General features: G+C 40.4%; 21 protein-coding genes. 14 read left to right on the plus strand and 7 right to left on the minus strand.

The features are described from left to right. Position 1: 1 nt before the first annotated feature. Positions 2 to 1381, minus strand: coding sequence for a cysteine--tRNA ligase (cysS, locus tag GARC_RS06635; RefSeq protein WP_007618095.1), 1380 nt, complete (start codon positions 1379 to 1381; stop codon positions 2 to 4). Positions 1382 to 1541: 160 nt separating this feature from the next. Between cysS and GARC_RS06640 the strand changes: the two genes are divergently transcribed. After that, a complete protein-coding gene (locus GARC_RS06640) occupies positions 1542 to 2036 on the plus strand; it encodes a peptidylprolyl isomerase (RefSeq protein WP_007618096.1) in 495 nt (164 codons plus the stop codon). A 97-nt stretch (positions 2037 to 2133) separates the two neighbouring features. Beyond that, on the plus strand, positions 2134 to 2877 hold the full coding sequence (gene lpxH, locus GARC_RS06645; RefSeq protein ID WP_007618099.1) for a UDP-2,3-diacylglucosamine diphosphatase: 744 nt from the start codon (positions 2134 to 2136) through the stop codon (positions 2875 to 2877). Between the two features lie 184 nt (positions 2878 to 3061). On the opposite strand, the gene GARC_RS06650 is transcribed toward lpxH, so the two are convergent. Then, a complete protein-coding gene (locus GARC_RS06650; protein WP_007618104.1) occupies positions 3062 to 3268 on the minus strand; it encodes a cold-shock protein in 207 nt (68 codons plus the stop codon). Between the two features lie 298 nt (positions 3269 to 3566). Here GARC_RS06650 and GARC_RS06655 point away from each other — a divergent pair, with 298 nt between their 5' ends. From GARC_RS06655 to GARC_RS06680, 6 genes are all read left to right on the plus strand, one after another. Next, positions 3567 to 3959, plus strand: coding sequence for a BlaI/MecI/CopY family transcriptional regulator (locus tag GARC_RS06655; RefSeq protein ID WP_007618106.1), 393 nt, complete (start codon positions 3567 to 3569; stop codon positions 3957 to 3959). Continuing rightward, complete coding sequence (locus GARC_RS06660) at positions 3952 to 5187, plus strand: M56 family metallopeptidase (RefSeq protein WP_007618110.1); 1236 nt, start codon at positions 3952 to 3954, stop codon at positions 5185 to 5187. Before GARC_RS06655 ends, GARC_RS06660 begins: the two co-directional genes overlap by 8 nt. A 19-nt stretch (positions 5188 to 5206) precedes the next feature. Continuing rightward, the gene (locus tag GARC_RS26925; protein ID WP_007618112.1) at positions 5207 to 5401 is read left to right on the plus strand and encodes a hypothetical protein; all 195 of its coding nucleotides are present in this window, start codon (positions 5207 to 5209) and stop codon (positions 5399 to 5401) included. Positions 5402 to 5511: 110 nt separating this feature from the next. Next, on the plus strand, positions 5512 to 6885 hold the full coding sequence (locus GARC_RS06670; RefSeq protein ID WP_052151477.1) for an efflux transporter outer membrane subunit: 1374 nt from the start codon (positions 5512 to 5514) through the stop codon (positions 6883 to 6885). Next, complete coding sequence (locus tag GARC_RS06675) at positions 6878 to 8185, plus strand: efflux RND transporter periplasmic adaptor subunit (protein WP_007618115.1); 1308 nt, start codon at positions 6878 to 6880, stop codon at positions 8183 to 8185. Before GARC_RS06670 ends, GARC_RS06675 begins: the two co-directional genes overlap by 8 nt. A gap of 49 nt (positions 8186 to 8234) precedes the next feature. Continuing rightward, on the plus strand, positions 8235 to 11366 hold the full coding sequence (locus tag GARC_RS06680; RefSeq protein ID WP_007618117.1) for an efflux RND transporter permease subunit: 3132 nt from the start codon (positions 8235 to 8237) through the stop codon (positions 11364 to 11366). Positions 11367 to 11429: 63 nt separating this feature from the next. On the opposite strand, the gene GARC_RS06685 is transcribed toward GARC_RS06680, so the two are convergent. Both GARC_RS06685 and GARC_RS06690 read right to left on the minus strand, forming a co-directional pair. Next, on the minus strand, positions 11430 to 11633 hold the full coding sequence (locus GARC_RS06685) for a hypothetical protein (protein ID WP_007618118.1): 204 nt from the start codon (positions 11631 to 11633) through the stop codon (positions 11430 to 11432). Positions 11634 to 11691: 58 nt separating this feature from the next. Further along, entirely contained in the window at positions 11692 to 13719 is a 2028-nt protein-coding gene (locus GARC_RS06690; RefSeq protein ID WP_007618120.1) for an NADPH-dependent 2,4-dienoyl-CoA reductase, read from the minus strand. Positions 13720 to 13877: 158 nt separating this feature from the next. On the opposite strand from GARC_RS06690, the gene sppA reads away from it, so the two are divergent. Continuing rightward, complete coding sequence (sppA, locus tag GARC_RS06695) at positions 13878 to 15737, plus strand: signal peptide peptidase SppA (RefSeq protein ID WP_039988932.1); 1860 nt, start codon at positions 13878 to 13880, stop codon at positions 15735 to 15737. A gap of 134 nt (positions 15738 to 15871) precedes the next feature. On the opposite strand, the gene GARC_RS06700 is transcribed toward sppA, so the two are convergent. Next, positions 15872 to 16363 (minus strand): acyl-CoA thioesterase, encoded by a 492-nt coding sequence (locus GARC_RS06700; protein ID WP_007618132.1) that lies wholly within the window; start codon positions 16361 to 16363, stop codon positions 15872 to 15874. Positions 16364 to 16448: 85 nt separating this feature from the next. On the opposite strand from GARC_RS06700, the gene GARC_RS06705 reads away from it, so the two are divergent. Further along, on the plus strand, positions 16449 to 16940 hold the full coding sequence (locus GARC_RS06705; protein ID WP_007618144.1) for a SprT family zinc-dependent metalloprotease: 492 nt from the start codon (positions 16449 to 16451) through the stop codon (positions 16938 to 16940). A gap of 9 nt (positions 16941 to 16949) precedes the next feature. Here GARC_RS06705 and GARC_RS06710 read toward each other — a convergent pair whose 3' ends face one another. Beyond that, entirely contained in the window at positions 16950 to 17300 is a 351-nt protein-coding gene (locus GARC_RS06710) for an outer membrane protein assembly factor BamB family protein (protein ID WP_007618146.1), read from the minus strand. Between the two features lie 31 nt (positions 17301 to 17331). Then, positions 17332 to 17778 carry a terminus macrodomain insulation protein YfbV gene (gene yfbV, locus GARC_RS06715; RefSeq protein WP_007618148.1) on the minus strand — a complete coding sequence of 149 codons (447 nt, stop codon included), beginning with the start codon at positions 17776 to 17778 and terminating at the stop codon, positions 17332 to 17334. A gap of 320 nt (positions 17779 to 18098) precedes the next feature. Here yfbV and trxB point away from each other — a divergent pair, with 320 nt between their 5' ends. From trxB to infA, 4 genes are all read left to right on the plus strand, one after another. Continuing rightward, positions 18099 to 19052, plus strand: a complete 954-nt coding sequence (gene trxB / locus GARC_RS06720) for a thioredoxin-disulfide reductase (protein WP_007618150.1) — start codon at positions 18099 to 18101, stop codon at positions 19050 to 19052. An 81-nt stretch (positions 19053 to 19133) separates the two neighbouring features. Then, positions 19134 to 19847, plus strand: coding sequence for a leucyl/phenylalanyl-tRNA--protein transferase (aat, locus tag GARC_RS06725; RefSeq protein WP_007618151.1), 714 nt, complete (start codon positions 19134 to 19136; stop codon positions 19845 to 19847). Positions 19848 to 19857: 10 nt separating this feature from the next. Next, positions 19858 to 20556 carry an arginyltransferase gene (locus GARC_RS06730; RefSeq protein ID WP_007618152.1) on the plus strand — a complete coding sequence of 233 codons (699 nt, stop codon included), beginning with the start codon at positions 19858 to 19860 and terminating at the stop codon, positions 20554 to 20556. Between the two features lie 84 nt (positions 20557 to 20640). Then, positions 20641 to 20859: a translation initiation factor IF-1 gene (gene infA, locus GARC_RS06735; protein WP_007618153.1), complete on the plus strand. Its 219-nt coding sequence runs from the start codon at positions 20641 to 20643 to the stop codon at positions 20857 to 20859. Positions 20860 to 20933 lie beyond the last annotated feature (74 nt).

Consider the following 20933-nt stretch of genomic DNA (forward strand, 5'->3'; position numbering starts at 1 on the left):
TTTATCCACGCCTCCAAGTTGTGCCATTCTCATTGTCTTCAAGCACTATATTTAAAGCATTTAAAGCATCACGTGCAGAATCAGCTGCGGCCCAGTCTTTGCTAGCACGAGCATCGTTACGGGCTTTAATGAGTCCTTCTATTTGTGCCACATCATCTTGTTCACCACCTGCTGCACTTTGTAAAAACTCATTCGGTGCTTGTTGTAATATACCTAAAATATCTGCCAGCTTTATCATCACACCGGCTAAATCTGCAGCCTGTTGGCCGGTCGACTTATTGATTTCTTTGGCTAAATCAAATAAGACAGCAAAGGCTTCAGGGGTATTAAAGTCATCATCCATAGCATGATTAAAACGTGTTTGATAATCACCCATGGCAATATCCACGTTCATATTTGGCGTAACATCACGTAAAGAAGTGTATAAACGTTCCAACCCTGAACGAGCTTGCTGAATAAAACTATCTGAATAACTTAACTGGCTGCGGTACTGCGCAGACATTAAGAAATAACGTACGGTTTCGGCATCGTATACATCTAAAACATCTCGCAACGTAAAAAAGTTGCCTAAGGACTTAGACATTTTTTCTTGGTTCACTTGTACCATACCTGTGTGCACCCAATAATTTACATAAGGGGTGTCAAATGCACAGCAGGATTGCGCCACTTCATTTTCGTGATGAGGGAAAATCAAATCTGAACCACCACCATGAATATCAAAATGTTCACCTAAATGTTTATGGTTCATGGCAGAACATTCAATGTGCCAACCAGGGCGACCATTACCCCAAGGAGACTCCCAGAAAGGTTCGCCTGGCTTAACTGATTTCCAAAGTACAAAATCTAATGGGTCACGCTTTTCATCAACCACTTCAACCCGTGCGCCAGAATTAAGCTGTTCTAAGTCTTGTCGGCCTAACTTGCCATATTCGGCATAGGTATTAACTTCAAATAACACATCACCACTTGGTGCTTGATAGGCGTAGCCTTTATCAATAAGACGTTGGATCACGTTAATAATTTCAGGCATATGTGTAGTAACCCGAGGTTCAACATCAGGCTCTAACAAACCAATAGCAGCAAAATCTTCGTGCATTCTCCCTATGGTTTTCTCGGTAAACTGCTCTGGCGTTAAACCTTGCTCATTTGCCCTTGAGATAATTTTATCGTCTACATCTGTAATATTACGTACATATTTCACTTCGAGTCCACGAGAGCGCATGTAACGTACCATCAGATCAAAACTCAAATAGGTGCGCGCATGGCCAACATGACAAACGTCATACACAGTAATGCCGCACACATACAAACCCACCTTACCTGCTTGCAATGGTTTAAATTGCTCTTTCTGACGGGTTAAAGTGTTGTATATATGTAACATTGAATCAAAATCCTCTGATGAGTGAATATCTAAAAACGCGATTCTAACACTGAGAAACCTATGCTGCATCTGCCAATCGTTGTTAAAGCCTTAAAAAAACTTAGGTTTTAGGCTAGAATGTGGATATTATTTTTATCTTGCTAAATTAAGGATCTATTTCATGGTTAAAATCCATACAAATTATGGCGTTATCACCCTAACGTTGTTTGCCGACAAAGCCCCAATTACAGTTGCTAATTTTTTGGATTACGTAAAAGAAGGCTTTTACGACAACACTATTTTTCACCGAGTGATTGATGGTTTTATGATCCAAGGTGGCGGATTTGAACCGGGCATGGAACAAAAAGAAAGCAAAGCGACAATCCAAAACGAAGCGAACAATGGTTTAGCCAATAATCTTGGCACAGTAGCTATGGCGCGTACCAACGAACCTCATTCAGCAACAGCCCAATTTTTTATTAATGTGGGTGACAATAGTTTCTTAAATTTCCGCAGCGAAAGCGGTGATGGCTGGGGCTACTGCGTATTTGCTGAAGTATCTGAAGGTATGGATGTGGTTGAAAAAATTAGAGCTGTAGCGACAGGTAATTCTGGCTATCATCAAGATGTGCCAGTGGAAGATGTTGTTATTCAAAAGGCTGAAATAGTCGAATAATACGGTTCAGTGGGGTCAGAGTCATTGATTTTACCCCACTTACTGTACTTACCCCACTACTGCTTTAACGTTTTAATTTTTTGAATCTGATTAATCAATGACTCTGACCCCACAACTCCCTTTTACTTATTTTATCTCCGATCTCCATTTATCTGCTGACAGAGACGATATTAATCAATGTTTATATGCTTTTTTACGTGAACAAGCACCTCAAGCCGATGCATTATATGTATTAGGAGATCTATTTGAGGTATGGATTGGCGACGATGACAAAAACAGCTTTACCTTAAATATTGCTAAGGCATTCAATGTTTTAAAACAATCTGGCGTGCCTGTCTATTTTATTCATGGTAATCGAGACTTTTTGATCCGCCAACGTTTTGCTAAACAAGCTGGTTTTGAAATATTACCAGAGCAAGTAGTAATAGATTTATACGGCGAACCAACCCTAATAATGCATGGTGATGAACTTTGCACCAAAGACATTGACTACCAAGCTTTTCGTAAAAAGGCTCGCAGTTGGTGGTGGCCTAGGATCATGTTGAGTTTACCTTTATCAATACGGCGAAAGCTTGCTATAAAAGGTCGCGCGACCAGCAAACAAAAACAATCAAAGCTCAGACAAGAGATTATGGATGTATCACCAGAAGAAGTGACAAGCTACATGCAAAAATTTGCAGTAAAAAGGCTTATTCATGGACACACACATAGGCCTGCTATTCATAAACTCGTTATAAATGATCAATCAGCCCAACGTATTGTGCTTGGAGATTGGTATGAACAAGGTAGCGTACTCAAAGTATCGAAAGATAGTATCGATCTGACGTCAATGAAGTTTTAGGATCTGTAAAAACAGCAATAATTTAAATATATAGCAGGACTATTAAAAAGTGTAATTACTTGGCTTGAATTGGTAACGAAGATAACGAACGAGGATTGAAAATCAAATAGCGAGGGTCTTAACAAATTGTTTGTTAAGACCCGGCTCAAACTACAAGCCTAAATCGCTAGTTTATCAGTGGTTCTTATAAAGGAACTACTTTATTTGCGCATGGGCCTTTTTGACCTTCGCCAACTTCAAACTCAACAGCTTGGCCGTCAGTCAAAGTAGCGTAACCGCCACCAGCTTGAATTTCTGAATGGTGAACAAATAAGTCTTTGCTTCCGTCTTCTGGAGCTATAAAACCGAAACCTTTATCTGCATTGAACCACTTTACTGTACCTTTACTCATTTTGAACTCTCTTCTTGTAGTGAAATAGTTTAATTCCACTTGCGCTATCACCATTACGCAAGTAGATATTGAATTACGTGACATAGTCTAACAGCTTAGTTACAAAATGTCGGAATAATTTTTATTTTATCGACTAAATATCTGATTCAGTGAAAATGAAGCCTCTGATCTTTATATTTAGAGGCTTTAAAATTTCTTTAAATTCAAAATAAAAACTTGCCACTTAAGATTACATGTGTAATCTTAAGTTATCGACTACAAATGTAATCAACTTAACAAACAATTTGAAGACTCTACTATGACAACCGACGCAAAACAAACAGATATTACCAAAACAGAATTTGAAGTGCTAGATGCATTATGGGAACAATCTCCTGCTTCAGCTAACGACATTATCCAACGTTTAAACCAAAACAAAGCGTGGCATGAAAAAACCGTCAAAACCTTGCTCAGTCGATTGGTAAAAAAGCAGGTTATCGATTTCGACAAACAGCAACGTAGTTACTTGTATTTCCCTTTAGTAGAACGCAGCACTTATACCCAAAAAGAAAGCAATAGTTTAGTAAGCCGTTTGTTTGGTGGAAAAGTAGCACCATTAGTAGCGGGTTTTGCCAACTCAGACTCTTTGTCCAAAGAAGATGTAGATGAACTTAAGTCACTGATTAAAAAGTGGGAGCAAGACAATGATTAATTGGCTAGTTGAGCAACAAATGGCTATTAGCATGTTGTTGTTAATTCTGATAACCCTAGAAGGTAAAGCAATAAAAAGCTTAGGCGCTAATGTAATTTACGCACTTTGGTTATTAGTGCCTTTATTATTGATTGCTAACAACCTCCCCCAAAATGTTATCGCGGTGGATGACAAATCTATTTACCGTTATGTAGTTGAAATAGGCGCAGCAACAAAGACTGTAAATACAAGCCTTAGCTGGAATTTTTTATGGTTCTGTGGAACCTTTTCAATTTTATCTCTCGGCGCATTTGCACAATGGAAAATTTATCGCTTAACACAGATCGGATCTAAGAAAGTTGAACTTAGTGTAGCGCTGCCCAAGGCCTTGACCGTAGTCAGTAACAAACAATTAGCGGGCCCAGTACTAAGCGGTATATTTAGACCAACCTTGCTTATCCCAGAAGGTTTCCATACCCAATTCAGCGAGCGCCAACAACAGTTAATGATAAGCCACGAGTTAGTGCACTTTCATAGATGCGATAACCTTTATAACTTGATTGCCCTATTGTTTGTGGCCGTTTTTTGGTTCAACCCACTCACTTGGCTGGCGTACCGCGCATTTAGGCGCTGTCAAGAACTTGCATGTGACGCAGCCGTACTCAAACAGTCAACAACCGAAGATAAAATCAGCTACAGCAAAGCACTGGTGCAATGCGCTGAACGTTCATTACACAGTTTTTCTATTTATTCACCCTACGGAGAAAAAAACACCATGTTTAAACGTATCGCCAGTATTAAAAACCCAGCAAAAATTAAACCTGCATTAATTGGCTTATCAATCGCACTAAGTAGTACATTGCTTGCCGGAGTCGCGTTAGCAAATTTAGCAGAAACGAGCCACTCAGTAGACAAACCTTCAATGGCTGAACCAGTGATCAGAATTGAGCCCAAATACCCTATCGAGGCCGCACAAAATAAACAAGAAGGGTCAGTCATATTGCAGTTTGATATTGCCAAAGATGGCACAACTGACAATATTCAAGTACTCGAATCTTTTCCACAACTGGTGTTCGACAAAGAATCTGTGAGAGCACTAAAACAATGGACCTACAAACCACGAATTCAAGGTGGTCAAGCACAAAGACAAACGGGTTTGACTGTGCAGTTAGATTTTCGAATGGATACACCTAACGACGACCAGTCAGCTATGAATTCCAATATTGAGAAAATCAAAGTCCTACAATAACTATAAGGCCACTGGTATTTTGAAATTCCTGTTACTGGTGGCCTTTTTACTTTGCGGCTGTAGCCAAACTACAGTGCATCTTTATTCCCGTTATTTATCCGCTGCACAAATAGAAGAGATTAATAAAGAATTAGTTAAGGCTGATTTAGGCTCAGAGCCAACACATTTTTACGACCAATCAACAATAAAACAAGTTGGATGGGATCTAATGTAAAAGTTGCGTAAAGAACTGTTTCATATAGCTAGAATCGATTAATCTTAGCTTTGATTTTTCTAAGGTTTATATATTCAGTGAAGTTAACTCCCTCATTATTTATTGCGGTTATGCTTTGTGGTTGTGCTAACACCAGCCAAGTCGACAACAGCATTCGTAGTGCACAAGTGCCACAAGACTGGCAATTCAGCGAAAAAACATCGCCTATTTCAGACAATTGGTTTGCGCAGTTCAGTCAACCTCAGTTAAGTCTGTTAGTTGATGAAGCACTAAACATAAACCAATCCCTGCGCCAAGAAGCCTATGACGTGCAAATATTGGAACAACAATTAGTACAAGCTGATGCTGACTTTTGGCCAGAGCTAGATTTAAGCTTGAGTACAGGGCGCTCCAAGTCAACAAATGGCGGTATCAGCAATAGCAGTAGTCTCGAACTTGAAGCCAGTTATGAATTGGATATTTGGGGCAAACTTTCTGCTGCGCAAAAACAAGTTAATTTGAACTATTTAGCTGCTAAAGCAAAGTATCAGCAAGATAGGCAAACACTAGTAGCAAACGTGGTCACAAGTTGGTTTGATTGGATTGCCGCAAAGCAGCTGTCTGGTTTATTTGAACAAAGAGTTAAAAATGCTAAACAAAATTTAGACATTATAGAATCAGGCTATCAACAAGGTCTTAATGGCGCGCTAGACGTGTACCTATCAAGAAATGAACTGAATACCGAATTATCAAACTTAGCCCAACAAGAGGCCACACAATTACAGGCAGCTAGAAGTTTAGAGCGTTTATTAGGTCGTTATCCAAACGCCAACTTAAACTCTGAGCAGCTTACTTTGCCTTTACTAACATCTGATATTCCCTTAGGCATGCCATCAGATATTATTAGTAGAAAACCAGAATTACAGGCCAGTTGGTATCAAGTATTGGCCCAAGATGCAGGATTGGCCTTCGCTCATAAACAACGTTTTCCTAGTATCAACCTGAGAGCGTCGCTCACTGATAGTGGTGATGAATTAACGGATTTATTATCGGGCTCTTCTTTAGCTTGGTCTTTGTTGGGAGGCTTGACTGCCCCACTGTTTAAAGCAGGAGATCTAAAAGCCAATGAAGAGATCGCTCGCTTGCGCCTTAAGCAACAAGAGCAAATTTATCTCGATACTTTATACAATGCGTTTTCCAATGTAGAGAATGCCATCACCACAGAAAATAGTTTAAAACAGCGCTACCAAGCCACATTAGCCGCCCAGCAAAACGCAGCAGCAGCTGAAACCTTAGCTTTTGAACAATATCAGCGAGGATTGGTTACTTATACTACTGTGCTGGAAGCACAAGGCCGTTCATTCAATGCCCAAAGTGCGTTGATCCAAATTAAAAATCAATTACTCGCCAATCGCATTAACTTACATGTTGCCTTAGGCGGCGATTTTGCTGATACCAAAAATTTACAAGATAACAAACTAGAGGATGTGTTAATCAATGAGTAAGGTAAAAAAGTGGTTAATTCCACTGGCTATATTAGTGATCACCTTGGTTATCGCCAACGTTATTTTTAACAATCCTCCTGAAAGTAAAAGAGGAGGCCCCTCTGGCGCATCACAATTAACAGTCGAAGTCACACAACTTAAGCCAGAACACTTTACTGTAGTTGTTGACACTTTTGGCACTGTGCACCCCAGAACTCAAAATGCCTTAGTGGCACAAGTTTCGGGGCAAATTAACTATGTAAGCCCACAATTTAGAAATGGTGGATTCTTTTCCAAAGGTGATGTGTTACTTAAACTCGATCAACGGGATTATGTTGCAGATGTAAAAATTGCCGAAGCGGGTTTACTTTCAGCCGAACAAGTTCTTCTAGAAGAACAAGCCAATGCCAAACAAGCGCAAACCGATTGGAAACGCTTAGGTATGAGTCAGACACCAAGCGATCTCGTGTTACGTAAACCGCAACTAGCAGCGGCTCAAGCGAGTTTATTATCCGCCGAAGCCCAATTAACCATAGCTAAATTGGCTTTAGAAAGAACCGAAATTACCGCACCTTATGACGGTAGGATACTGGAGCAACTGGTCGACTTTGGTCAAGTACTACCCGCAAACAGCCAAGTGGCAGAAATTTACTCTACGGATTCGGTAGAAATTCGTTTACCTATAAACAACAGCGATATTGATTTAGTTAATTTCCCTGAAGAGTACCGTACTAACAATAGTATACAGTCTGTTATAGAAGCACGATTTACCTCTAGCCTAAGTAAAAATCAAACTTGGCTTGGAAAAATCACTCGTACTGAAGCTGCTATTGATAGCAACGCCCAACAACTTTACATAGTCGCACAAATTGAAGATCCCTATAACCCAAAATTACATCCAGGCCCATCAATTAAGATAGGACAATATGTGAATGCTGAAGTGCAAGGCAAAACCCTGGATGATGCCATTGTGATAAACAACAGTGCAATTTACCAAGGCAGTTATGTGTACGTAGTGGAAAATGGCTTATTAAAAAGGCGTGATATTAGTATTCGTTGGCAGAACAGTCAAAAAACGATTATCGAAAACGGTCTTAGCGCAGGTGAATTATTAGTAACCACACCTTTAGGTCAAGTAAGTTCTGGTACTCGTGTGAGTATTGCTGGCGAACAACAGCCACAGCGCAAACCTTCCCCTGAAAAGGAAGCAAAGTTACAACAAATGGCAAAAGAAATGGGGATCACAGTAGACGAGCTTCGCGCGAAACGGTCAGCTGAAAGATCAAGCTCTGCTGCAACCAACACACAAAGTAGTCACTAATGAGCCTATATTTTATCTCTATCCCATCGTCTAAGACTGGAGAACGAACATGATTGCTTGGTTTGCCCGAAACCATGTAGCAGCTAATTTGCTAATGATCACTATATTATTTGCTGGCGTTTATAGCCTGACCAGTCGCATTCCGCTTGAAGTATTCCCGTCATTTGAAACTGATACTATTAGTGTCTCAGTAAGCTTACGTGGTGCTACTCCGGAAGATACCGAATTGGGTGTGGCTATTTTAGTCGAAGAAGCGGTACAAGATTTGGAAGGCATAGAACAAATCATCAGTGTCTCATCTGAAGGTTCGGCCAGAATTACTATAGATGTAGACTCTGATTATGACGCCCGAGAAATGCTGGCCGATATAAAATCACGAGTAGACGCCATTAATACCTTTCCGGCAGATGCAGAAAACCCGGTTGTATCTTTAGCTCAGCGAACACGCGAAGTGATTGCAGTGACGATTTCGGGCATTTATGGTGAAAAAGAAATCAACGAATTTGCCGAACATGTGCGCGATGATTTATTACGTATTCCCGGTATCACTCAAGTAGCATTATCTGGTGTACGTGATTATGAAATTGCCTTAGAAATCCCTCAAGACCGATTACGCCAGTATGGTTTAACCTTGGCACAGGTATCGTCTGCAGTCGCTAATTCAAGTAGCGATATTTCCGCAGGTAATATCAAAACCGACGGGGGCGATGTATTAATTCGCTCAAAAGGCCAAGCTTATCGCAAAGATGAATTCGCCAATATTCCAATCAAAACCAACAGTGACGGCTCTATTTTACGACTAAAAGATATTGCCGATATTCAGGATGGTTTTGAAGAAACCCCGATACGTACCCGGTTTAATGGCAAACAAGCCGCTTTTATAGATGTCTACCGAATTGGTCAACAAAGTGCGGTGGAAGTAGCCGATAAAGTTAAACAATATGTAAAAGACAAACAACCTTTGATGCCCGAAGGTTACGAATTAAGTTATTGGGATGACGATTCGCAGATCGTTAAAAACCGTATTGCAACTCTTACTGGTAGCGCGCTGCAAGGGGGGATCTTAGTATTACTTCTACTCACACTATTTTTGCGCCCTGCCATTGCATTTTGGGTCTTTATTGGGATCCCAGTATCTTTTATGGGCGCGTTTTTAGCCATGCCGTTTTTTGGCGTGACACTAAACGTTATGAGTCTATTTGGTTTTATTTTGGTGCTGGGCATAGTTGTGGACGACGCCATAGTCACGGGAGAAAACATCTATACCCATCTGCGAACCGCAGAATCTGGCGAAGAAGCGGCCATTAAAGGCACGCTAGAAGTAGCCACCCCCGTAACCTTTGGTATTTTAACCACTGTTGCAGCCTTTCTGCCTTTTGCTTTTATTGAAGGAAACCGTGGCGCATTGTTTGCACAAATTCCAGTGGTGGTTATTCCGGTATTATTGTTTTCATTAATCGAGTCTAAATTTGTATTACCTTCACACCTTAAACGCATCAAACTACGTAATTCAACGTCAGGAAAAGGTAATCGCCTTGAGCAATGGCAGCAACGTTTCGCTGATGGTTTTGAAGCGGCTATTTTAAAGTATTATCAACCCTTGTTAGCCTTCAGTTTGCGCAATAAATTGGCAACCCTTGCCGTTTTTGTTGGAACATTCTCTATTATATTGGCGTTGTTGATGAGTGGATGGACTAAGTTTGTGTTTTTCCCACGCGTTCCTAGTGAAACAGTCCGAGCAAGTTTAACCATGACCACTGGCACCACTTTTGAAGTCACCAATAAATACATAGTCAAAATGTCTGATAAAGCCGAAGAACTACGTGATAAATATGTCGACAAAGATACTGGTCAAAGCGTGATCCTCAATGTATTAGCTTCTACAGGTGGTCGTGGTGGTTCGTCTAATGTAGGTTCAGTGCGCTTTGAAATTATACCGCCAGAACAAAGAGAGTCCTCCATTACCTCTGCGGACTTAGTTCGTGAATGGCGTGAACTCATTGGCCCTATCCCAGGAGCTGAAAGTATTACCTATCGAGCTGAGTTGGGACGTTCATCAGATCCTATTGATGTACAATTAAGTGGTAATTCCCAGGTAACCTTGCAAGAAATTGCCGATCAAATAAAAACTCGACTTGCCACCTACCCTACAGTATTTGAGATAGCCGATAGCCTATCTGACGGTAAAGAAGAATTACAAATTGAGTTGACCCAACAAGGCAAGGCATTAGGACTGACTCGGGTGAATGTGTCCAATCAAGTACGTAATGCTTTCTTTGGTAGCCAAGTACAACGTATTCAGCGTGGCCGTGATGATGTAAGGGTAATGGTAAGATTACCCATCAATGAGCGCCGTTCTTTGTCTGACTTACAAAACATCCTAATACAAACACCTTCAGGTGGTTCGGTACCTTTATCTCATGTCGCAACCCTTATTCCAGGTAAAAGTCCATCACAAATCACCCGCATCGATCGTTTTCGTACCGTCAGCGTGACTGCTGATGTAGAAAAACTCAATACCAATATGACTGTATTGCAGGCGGAATTATCTGAGTTTGTACAGCAACTGGTCAATCAATACCCAGGTATAACATGGAAAATGGAAGGTGAAGCCCGCGAGCAACGAGAGTCATTTTCTTCATTGGGTATAGGTTTATTAATGGTTTTCTTTGCTATCTACTTACTACTGGCTATCCCGTTCAAATCCTATATTCAGCCCATAATTGTTATGAGTGTGATCCCATTCAGCATGATAGGTGCAGTAATGGGCCATTGGTTAATGGGGATGGAGTTGACCATAATGAGCATACTCGGCATGTTAGCTTTAGTAGGCGTGGTGGTGAACGACTCTCTAGTATTGGTAGACTTTATCAATAAAAAACGTCTTGAAGGTGGCACACTAATGGAAGCTGTAGTCGTAGCTGGAGCTTCGCGATTTAGGCCTATTATGCTCACCAGCTTAACCACTTTTTTTGGTTTAATGCCGTTATTGTTTGAAAAGTCGACTCAAGCACAATTTTTAATACCTATGGCGGTGTCTTTGGCCTTTGGTATTTTGTTTGCGACTTTTATCACCCTCATTTTAGTGCCAATCAATTATATGTTGGTTGAAAAACTAAAAGGTAACGCTAAGAACAGCACTCTAGTCCCTGAGGTGAACACGGTTCAAGTGAACGGGTAGAAACAATACAAAAAAAGCTAAGACATTTAATATGTCTTAGCTTTTAAAAGTCACTGCATGCAGCTAACGAGGCCGTCTTGGTGGTCGAACAGATGCATCACACAAAGCTGAATCATTATCTAATGCACAGCCCACTTCTCCAACATGACAGGCAATAATCGCATTTTTACCTGGTTCGGCAACATGAAAGTGATAACCCAACTCAGCAAATTCATGCCCGCCACAACGATCAAGATTAAGACGATTGTGTAACGGGAAGTCATCCATAGCGACCCCAATTGCAGCAGCATGGTCTTGTTAAATTGATACATCTAAAACCCTATTCCTAAATAATCGCCGCCAACTCAGCACCTTGCCTGATCGCTCTTTTTGCGTCGAGTTCCGCGGCTACATCGGCTCCACCTATTAAATGAGTTTTGATGTTTCTTTGTTCTAAGCCTTGTTGCAACTCTCTAAATGGTTCTTGACCGGCACATAAAATAATATTATCCACTTCCAATATTTGCGGTTTGTCGTTCACTTTAATGTGTAAGCCTTGGTCATCAATTTTTACGTAATCAACACCAGCAATCATTTGCACCTGTTTTCTTTGTAGCGTCGACCTATGGATCCAGCCTGTGGTTTTACCTAGTCCTTTGCCTACTTTAGTGGTTTTACGTTGCAGTAATAACACCTCTCTGGCAGGCGCTTCTATAATGGCGTCGGTTAATGCGCCAGCATGTTTGTATTCTTTATCGATCCCCCAGTTTTTTAACCATTGTTCAGGCTGTGTTGTTAATGAATGTTCTTCTACCAAAAATTCAGCCACATCAAAACCTATGCCCCCAGCCCCTATAATCGCCACTTTTTTGCCAACCGTTTTATTGTCTCTTAACACATCAAGATAATTCAAAACTTTAGGATGCTGTATGCCTTCGATATTGACGTCTCTTGGTTTGATGCCTGTAGCAAGCACCACCTGATCAAACTTAGCATCAGCTAAGGATTCAGTACTTTGTTGACTATCTAAATGTAAATGAACCCCAGTAACTTCTAATCTCTTTTTGAAATAACGTATAGTTTCAAAAAATTCTTCCTTACCTGGAATACGTTTAGCGTAATTAAACTGGCCCCCAATTTCGCTGCTTTTTTCAAACAAATGTACTTCATGTCCACGCTCAGCGGCGTAACAACTAAAAGCCAGACCAGCCGGCCCTGCCCCTACCACAGCCAACTTTTTCTTATGTGTTGTCAAAGGGAAATTTAGTTCTGTTTCGTAACCTGCTCGAGGATTCACTAAACAACTGGCTCGTTTACGGGCAAAACCGTGATCCAAACAGGCTTGATTACAAGCAATACAGGTATTAATTTCGTCTGCTCGGCCTTGCTGAGCCTTGCGTACAAAGTTTTCATCTGCCAAAAACGGTCTAGCCATGGAGACCATATCAGCTTGACCACTGGCTAATATTTTTTCGGCAATTTCAGGGGTATTGATCCTATTAGTTGCGATCAGCGGCACACTTACCTCACTTTTCATACGCTCGGTAATCCAAGTAAATGCAGCTCGTGGCACCATAGTACCGATAGTCGGCACCCTTGTTTCATGCCACCCAATTCCAGTATTGATTAAAGTGGCACCACAACTTTCGATTAACTTTGCTAGGGCGACAACTTCATCCCAATTACTGCCACCTTCTACTAAATCCAACATAGATAAACGAAATATAATGATAAAATCAGTGCCCACTTTTTGCCTGACAGCATTGACTATTTCTACGGCAATTCGTGAACGGTTTTCAAAACTGCCACCCCATTCATCATCTCGTTGGTTAGTGCGCGGGCATAAAAATTGATTAATAAAGTAACCCTCTGAGCCCATAATTTCGACACCGTCGTATCCCGCGAGTTTGGCCATAGCGGCACAATTGGCGTAGTCATTAATAGTGCTGACAATGCCTCTTTTTGATATGGCTTTAGGTTTAAAAGGATTAATCGGCGATTTGATGGCCGATGGTGCAACCACAAATGGATGATAGCCATAACGTCCAGAATGCAATATTTGTAAACAAATTTTACCTTGCTGCTGGTGCACAGCTTCAGTTATTACTTGATGTTCTTTGGCGTGTCTTTTATTGCTCATACGAGCCGCAAAAGGCAATAACCAACCTTGTCGATTTGGACTCACGCCTCCAGTAACAATAAGTCCCACACCGCCGGCCGCCCGCTCTGCATAAAATGCAGCCAACTTCTCAAGTCCATGTTTTTCTTCCTCCAAACCAAGATGCATAGAGCCCATCAGCACGCGGTTTGTCAGCTCAGTAAAACCAAGATCAAGAGGTTCGAATAAATGAGGATAATGGGGGCTTGTTGTCATATCTAAAATGGCCTAATTTTGTTTGTCACTTGCGCAAGTCTATCCCAATTTATTTGCAACGAGATGTAAAAGTTACAAAGAATTACATTTGAGAATGTTCACCAAGTACTTTTTTAGATAGGATGCGGTATTATTTTGTAACGAGTAGTATACCTATTATGTCTTCAGGAAAAAGTTGGACGAAGTCGTTGTTTGTTGGTTTATGGAACACCCTTAATTTTAGCCGAAAATTGTTTTTCAACATTATTTTTATTGTTATCTTTTTAGCCATCATCTCTGTTTTTTTAAAAGATAATAATACAATTACAGTGCCAGTCAATTCTGCCTTAGTACTTAAGTTATCCGGTAACCTGGTGATAGAAAAAGAAGCTGTCGACCCTTTCACCGAATTTATGCAAGAAGCTTTTGAACAAGAGGACGATAATCCAGAAATATTGCTGCAAGATGTATTACTGACTATCGAAAATGCCAAACAGGATCGTCGAATTAAAGTCTTAGTTTTAGACTTACACGGTTTGGGTAGTGCAGGTTTAGACAAATTAGAACAAATTGCGGTGGCATTAGAAGACTTTAAAGAAAGCGAAAAGCCTATCTATGCAATTGGCGATTACTATAGCCAAAACCAATATTACCTTGCCAGCCGTGCTGATCATTTATATCTCAACCCTATGGGTTTTATGATGTTTGAAGGATATGGACGTTTCGGCATGTATTTCAAATCAGCTATCGAAAAACTTAAAGCTGAAACTCACGTCTTTAAAGTGGGCACTTATAAGTCAGCCGTTGAGCCTTACATTCGTGACGACATGTCAGACGCAGCAAAAGAAGCAAATAAGGCCTGGTTAACGGCCATGTGGACCCAATACAAAACAAGTGTTGCTAAAGCTCGCGGCTTAGATGTTAATCATTTTGATGAAGAGCTAGATGTATTCTTAGAAAAATTTGAGCAATCAGGTGGAGACTTTGCACAATACGCATTAGATTTTGGTTGGGTTGACGCACTTAAAACTCGCGAACAAGCCCTGCAAGAAATTGTTGCTGTAGTAGGTAAAAACGAAGATGGTATGGGTTTTAATGGTATTAGTTACAAAAATTACCTGAATATCATCAAACCTGTACTACCTAACATGCCTAACAACTTAGATAAGGTCGCTATTGTTGTTGCTAAAGGCACCATATTAAATGGCACCAAAAAACCCGGTCAAATAGGTGGTGACAGTACTGCTGAGTTACTACGTAAAGCGAGATATGACGATACTGTCAAATCAGTAGTGTTATATGTTGACTCTCCAGGTGGTAGTGCTTTTGCCTCAGAAATTATTCGTCAAGAAGTGGAAAACTTGCAGGCTGTAGGTAAGCCAGTTGTTGCCGTAATGAGTACCTACGCAGCATCCGGTGGATATTGGATTTCTGCTGGAGCAGACAAAATTCTGGCCGCACCTAGCACTATTACAGGCTCTATAGGTATATTCGGCATGTTTTTAACCTTTGAAAATACCTTAGATTATTTAGGTGTACATACCGATGGCGTAGGCACCACCGAATTTGCCGGCATGGGCATCACCAAAACTCTTAACCCCAAAGTTGCTGCCATCATGCAAAGAGGCATCGAACATGGTTACGATCAATTTATCTCATTGGTTGCAGATAAACGCGATATGAGCAAAGAGCAAGTAGACCAGATAGCCCAAGGAAGAGTTTGGATTGGAGACACTGCCTTAGAGTTAGGCTTAGTGGATGAGTTAGGTTACTTAAAAGACGGTGTGAAAGCGGCAGCTGCTTTGGCTAACCTAGAAACCTACGATACCCAATATATCCAAAGAACTATGTCGAAAAGTGAATTATTCTGGAAAGAGTTATTCCAAAACGCCAGCGTGTCATTTGAAGGCGCTTTCAAAGTAGAAAAATCCAGTACTATTCTGAATCTTGTAAAAGAATTAACAACAGACATTGAAGCAGTTGCCAAACTGAATGATCCTAAAGGCGTCTATGCTTATTGCTTAGCTTGTGAGTTGTAAGCGCCTCAATAACATAGAAAAACTTGCCTAACCGGCTATAAAAAAGCCCCAACCATGTTCGTCATAGTTGGGGCTTTCTTTTTAATAAGGATGACGTAAAAATAAAACGTTTTTAGCTCGTAATAACAATTCGTTTAGTTATCTACACTCAAAGCTGTTAATAACTCTTTATCCAAACTTTTAGCCGACTCTTTAGCCTGAATGGCATATTTTTCTAATGCAAAATCCTGTGTTGATTGAGGTTGCCAAGTAGGTACTTCAACAGGGTAACCCGCTTCATCGCTTGCCACAAAAACCATAATGCAATGACCTGTTTCGACCATTTTATTTTGTTTAGGATCTCCAGCCACAATACGAATATAGATATGCATGCTGGTTCTACCTGTGTGCACTATCTTAGCTGTGAGGGTCACCATCTGCCCCACCAAGATCGGACGAATAAATCGAATGCCACCTATAGATACAGTTACACAATAATGTGCACTCCACTGAGCAGCGCAAGCGTAACCAGCTTGATCCATCCACTTCATCACAATACCACCGTGCACTTTGCCACCAAAATTAACATCAGTTGGTTCGGCTAAAAATCGAAAGTCCAAGGAGCGACGTAATTGTTGATCTTGCATTGATATACTCAAAAGGATTGGCTTTAGCTGATTATTGGTTAAAATGAATCTATTGTCAGTAACTCTTCTTATATGTAGAACATTTTTGTCATTTGATCCCCAACAATTAGTTATTCAAAAAGTTGAACAGTGTATTAGCCATGCTTCATCTGATTTAAAGCAAAACTTCAGCTTGCCTAAAATAAGCTTTAACCAAAGGGGTAAAATTGCCGGTTGTGCGCGACTACAAATAAACGAATTACGTTTTAATCCTGTCTTACTCACTGACAATGTAGAAGCATTTTTGGAGGAAGTGGTTCCCCATGAAGTGTGTCATTTATTGGCCTATAAACTTTTTGGAAAAGTGCGCCCCCATGGAAAAGAGTGGCAAAGCCTAATGCTTAAGCTTTTTAATTTAAAAGGCCAAACCTACCATCAAATGGACGTCACTAAAGTAAAAGGCAAAAGTTTTAATTATCAATGTGAGTGTGGACCAATAGAGTTAGGAATAAGAAGGCATAATAAAGTGCTAAAGGGCCAACAAACCTACATTTGCAGAAAGTGTAGAAGCCCGTTAACAATCAATCTATCCGTTTGACCATATGGGTTAGTTGCTACTACTAGAACCTGAGCTTGATGTGGCAACTATAGTACTTGACGCCGCAGCTTGTTGTGACGCGACTTGATTCGAAATGGCTGCTGCCGAACTTTGATTTTCACTCGCAATAATACAAGCCCCAAAACCATAACCACTTAAACCATTTTCCCAAACAATGTCACCTGTGTCGGCGTTTAAACAAAACAAGTGCCCACCAGAATAAGCAAAAACCTGATTATCTTCATAATAAACATTTGTGACACTACTAGAAGACTTTAACTTACTCGACCAAAGAATATCGCCCGTTGCTTTGTTTAAACAAACAGCCTTACCTTGTATGCCTATAAAAAGTTTTTTCACACTAAATTATCCCTAGCTACAATCATAATATTTAAAACCAACGTTTAGTAAACGCCTTATCTAATTCATCAAAAGCAGTTTTTAATAGTCTCGCTAGTTCTTTATATTCAGGCTTGGCTTTGGGAGATTGCAATGCACAACCTTGCATCTGCATTTTGTGATGAATGTCTAGATACCAGCTTTTTAATGCCGGTGGCAAATTTTGATTTGAACGGTGCCCTAGCCACATTAAGCCTTGCATCGGTAGCGATAAAAAGAACGCTCCTATGGCTAAAGCCTGAGGTAAACGTTCGATACCTTGCAAATTAATTAATGCCGCAACCGTTAAAACGCCAAGAGCGGGCATCACTTTCATTGAAAGTTTAGTGGCTGAAATAACCCGGCACTCGGGAAACATGCCATACAACTGCTGTTGCATAGGCCAAGTCTGCATATATTGCTGACCGTCTTTCACCATTGCTGTAATAGATTGTGCCAACTTGGTTACTCCATAATAAAGCTTGTGTGCATTCTAACGGCTAAGTCACCCATAAGCTAACATCCTAAAGTTATATAAAGAGTGCTTTCTATAAAAAACTAACAATAAAAAACTAACAATAAAAAACTAACAATAAAAAACTAACTATAAACAAAATTATATATGAACTACACAGACATATTCATGATACGGATCATATTTTAATTACATAGATTAAAATTTAGTTTTCTAGCAACATTGAAAGTAAAATACATGCCCATATGTCTAGGCCAATGAAACGTAAATGCGTATGCTAATTTAAAGAATATTTGGAGAGTTAAATGTCTGAAGCGAGACACGTTAAACTACTAATTTTGGGCTCTGGCCCTGCTGGTTATGCCGCTGCAGTATATGCTGCTCGTGCTAATCTGAACCCTGTATTATTGACTGGAATACAGCAAGGTGGGCAATTGACCACCACCACTGAAGTAGAAAACTGGCCAGGTGATCCTGAGGGATTAACAGGTCCTGCGTTAATGGATCGTATGCAAAAGCATGCCGAGAAGTTTGATACAGAGATTATTTTCGACCATATCAATAAAACTGATTTATCTAAACGCCCTTTCACATTAACTGGAGATCAAGGTACTTATACCTGTGATGCTTTGATTATTTGTACAGGCGCTTCTGCTAAATACCTAGGTATGGAATCAGAAACGGCCTTTATGGGTAAAGGTGTTTCAGCCTGTGCAACTTGTGATGGCTTCTTCTATCGCAACCAAAAAGTCGCAGTTGTGGGCGGCGGTAATACAGCAGTTGAAGAAGCGCTGTATTTATCGAATATTGCCTCTGAAGTACACGTTATTCATAGACGCGATTCGTTCCGTAGTGAAAAAATACTGGCTGACCGTTTAATGGAAAAAGCCAAAAATGGTAATGTTACCTTGCACCTAGACCGTCAATTAGACGAAGTTTTGGGTGACGAAATGGGCGTAACCGGTATTCGTATCAAAGAAACCACCTCAGATGCTACGGAAAATCTAGATTTGATGGGGGTGTTTATCGCAATTGGACACCAACCCAATACTGGTATCTTTGAAGGTGAGCTTGAGATGAAGGATGGTTATATCAAAGTGCAGAGCGGCACTGAAGGTAATGCCACCCAGACCAGTGTCGAAGGTGTATTCGCCGCTGGTGATGTAAGCGATCATATCTACCGTCAAGCCATTACCTCGGCAGGCACGGGTTGCATGGCAGCTTTGGACGCTGAGAAATTCTTGGACGCTCAAGAGTAGCGATTAAATTGAATATAAAGGCCTCAAACTGAGGCCTTTTTTTATTCACTCTTACAAAAGTAAATAAATAACGAAACGCTAATGCTGACGCTGACTAAGCTAGATAAACAACTAATATTTCCACCTGCAGACATAGCGCTTATTGAGCCCAATGGTTTGTTAGCATTTGGTGGTGATTTAAGTCCTGAGCGTCTACTTTTGGCCTATTCATCTGGAATATTTCCTTGGTTTAGTCAAGATGAACCTATTATGTGGTGGTCTCCCGATCCACGAGGAATATTGCCTTTAGAACATTTTAAATGCAGTAAAAGTCTCAAAAAGTTTGCTCGAAACTGTGACTATAAAATCACCATCAATAACGCATTTGAGCAAGTCATAGACATTTGTGCGAGCATCCCAAGAAACGATTCTGGCACCTGGATCACTGCTGACATGATCAATGCTTACAAAAATCTACACCAGCTTGGCCATGCCCACTCTGTTGAAGTATGGAATGAGAATATCTTAGTCGGTGGGCTATACGGTATAATAGTAGGCAAAGTGTTTTGCGGAGAGTCTATGTTTCATAAAGCCACTAATGCATCTAAGTTAGCCATGTTAGCTTTAGTTGAATTACTTAAATCCCAAAAAGCAGAATTTATTGACTGCCAAATGCAAAATCCCCATCTAGCGACCTTAGGCTGTATTGAAATTCCTAGAAGCAAATTTTTAACTCAGTTAGCCGAACAAAGCCAACAAACATTTGAGCATGGTGTTTGGCAACCACAGACACTTAACTTGAAGCAGTGGCTATAAGGTCATCGGCATGAAATTTGGCATTACCACACCTTTTACTTGTAGTTACTTACCTGAACAAGATGAACGCTTATTGGTGTTTATGAGCGAGACTCAACCCACTATTGCTGAATATGATTTTTTAATAGGTGCTGGCTTCAGGCGTAGCGGAACACAAGTGTATCGTCCACATTGTGAAGCCTGTAAGGCTTGTGAGTCTATTCGACTGCCTGTGCACATGTTCAGGGCGTCAAAGAGCCAAAAGCGCATCATGAGGCGCAACCAAGACCTCACAGTGCGCATTAGTAATAGTGACAAGCCAGAATATTATCCGCTGTATGAGTCCTACATCAATCAGCGTCATGACGACGGCAGTATGTACCCAGCAACCCTTGAACAATATCAAGGTTTTATTCTAAGTCCGTGGAACAATGCGTTATTTATTGAGCTTTACGCAAATGACGAACTTATTGCTGTAGCAGTAACCGACAACTTGGTATCTTCCCTGTCAGCTTTATACACATTTTTTAAGCCCGAAGAACAACAACGCTCGTTAGGAAGCTTTGCAATCTTGCAACAAATCGAGCTTGCTAAGTCCCTTAATAAACCTTTCTTATATTTGGGATATCAAATAGATACCTGTCAAAAAATGAGCTATAAACAGAATTTTCTACCTCATGAGCGCTTTTTTAACGATAAATGGCAACTAATTACAAAAAAAGCAGGGTAAAGCTTTACACTCGCCCCCTAATTGGGCAAAATCTGCGCGGCATTTTTAGACACTTATTTTATTGATTAGAGGTAACAGAGTTAGATGGCGAAAGAAGATTGTATTGAAATGGAAGGCACTGTGTTGGATACCCTTCCAAATACTATGTTTCGTGTTGAATTGGAAAATGGTCATGTTGTAACTGCCCATATTTCAGGCAAGATGCGTAAAAACTATATTCGTATTTTAACTGGCGACAAAGTAACTGTAGAACTTACGCCCTATGACCTTTCTAAAGGTCGTATCATCTACCGCGCAAGATAATAAATTATCATTTTATTTTTAGGTTAATGAAGTAGATTTCTTAACCTGATTTTAAATTTATAAGATATAAAAAA

Origin of the sequence: Paraglaciecola arctica BSs20135, assembly GCF_000314995.1 — a bacterium.
GTDB lineage: Bacteria > Pseudomonadota > Gammaproteobacteria > Enterobacterales > Alteromonadaceae > Paraglaciecola > Paraglaciecola arctica.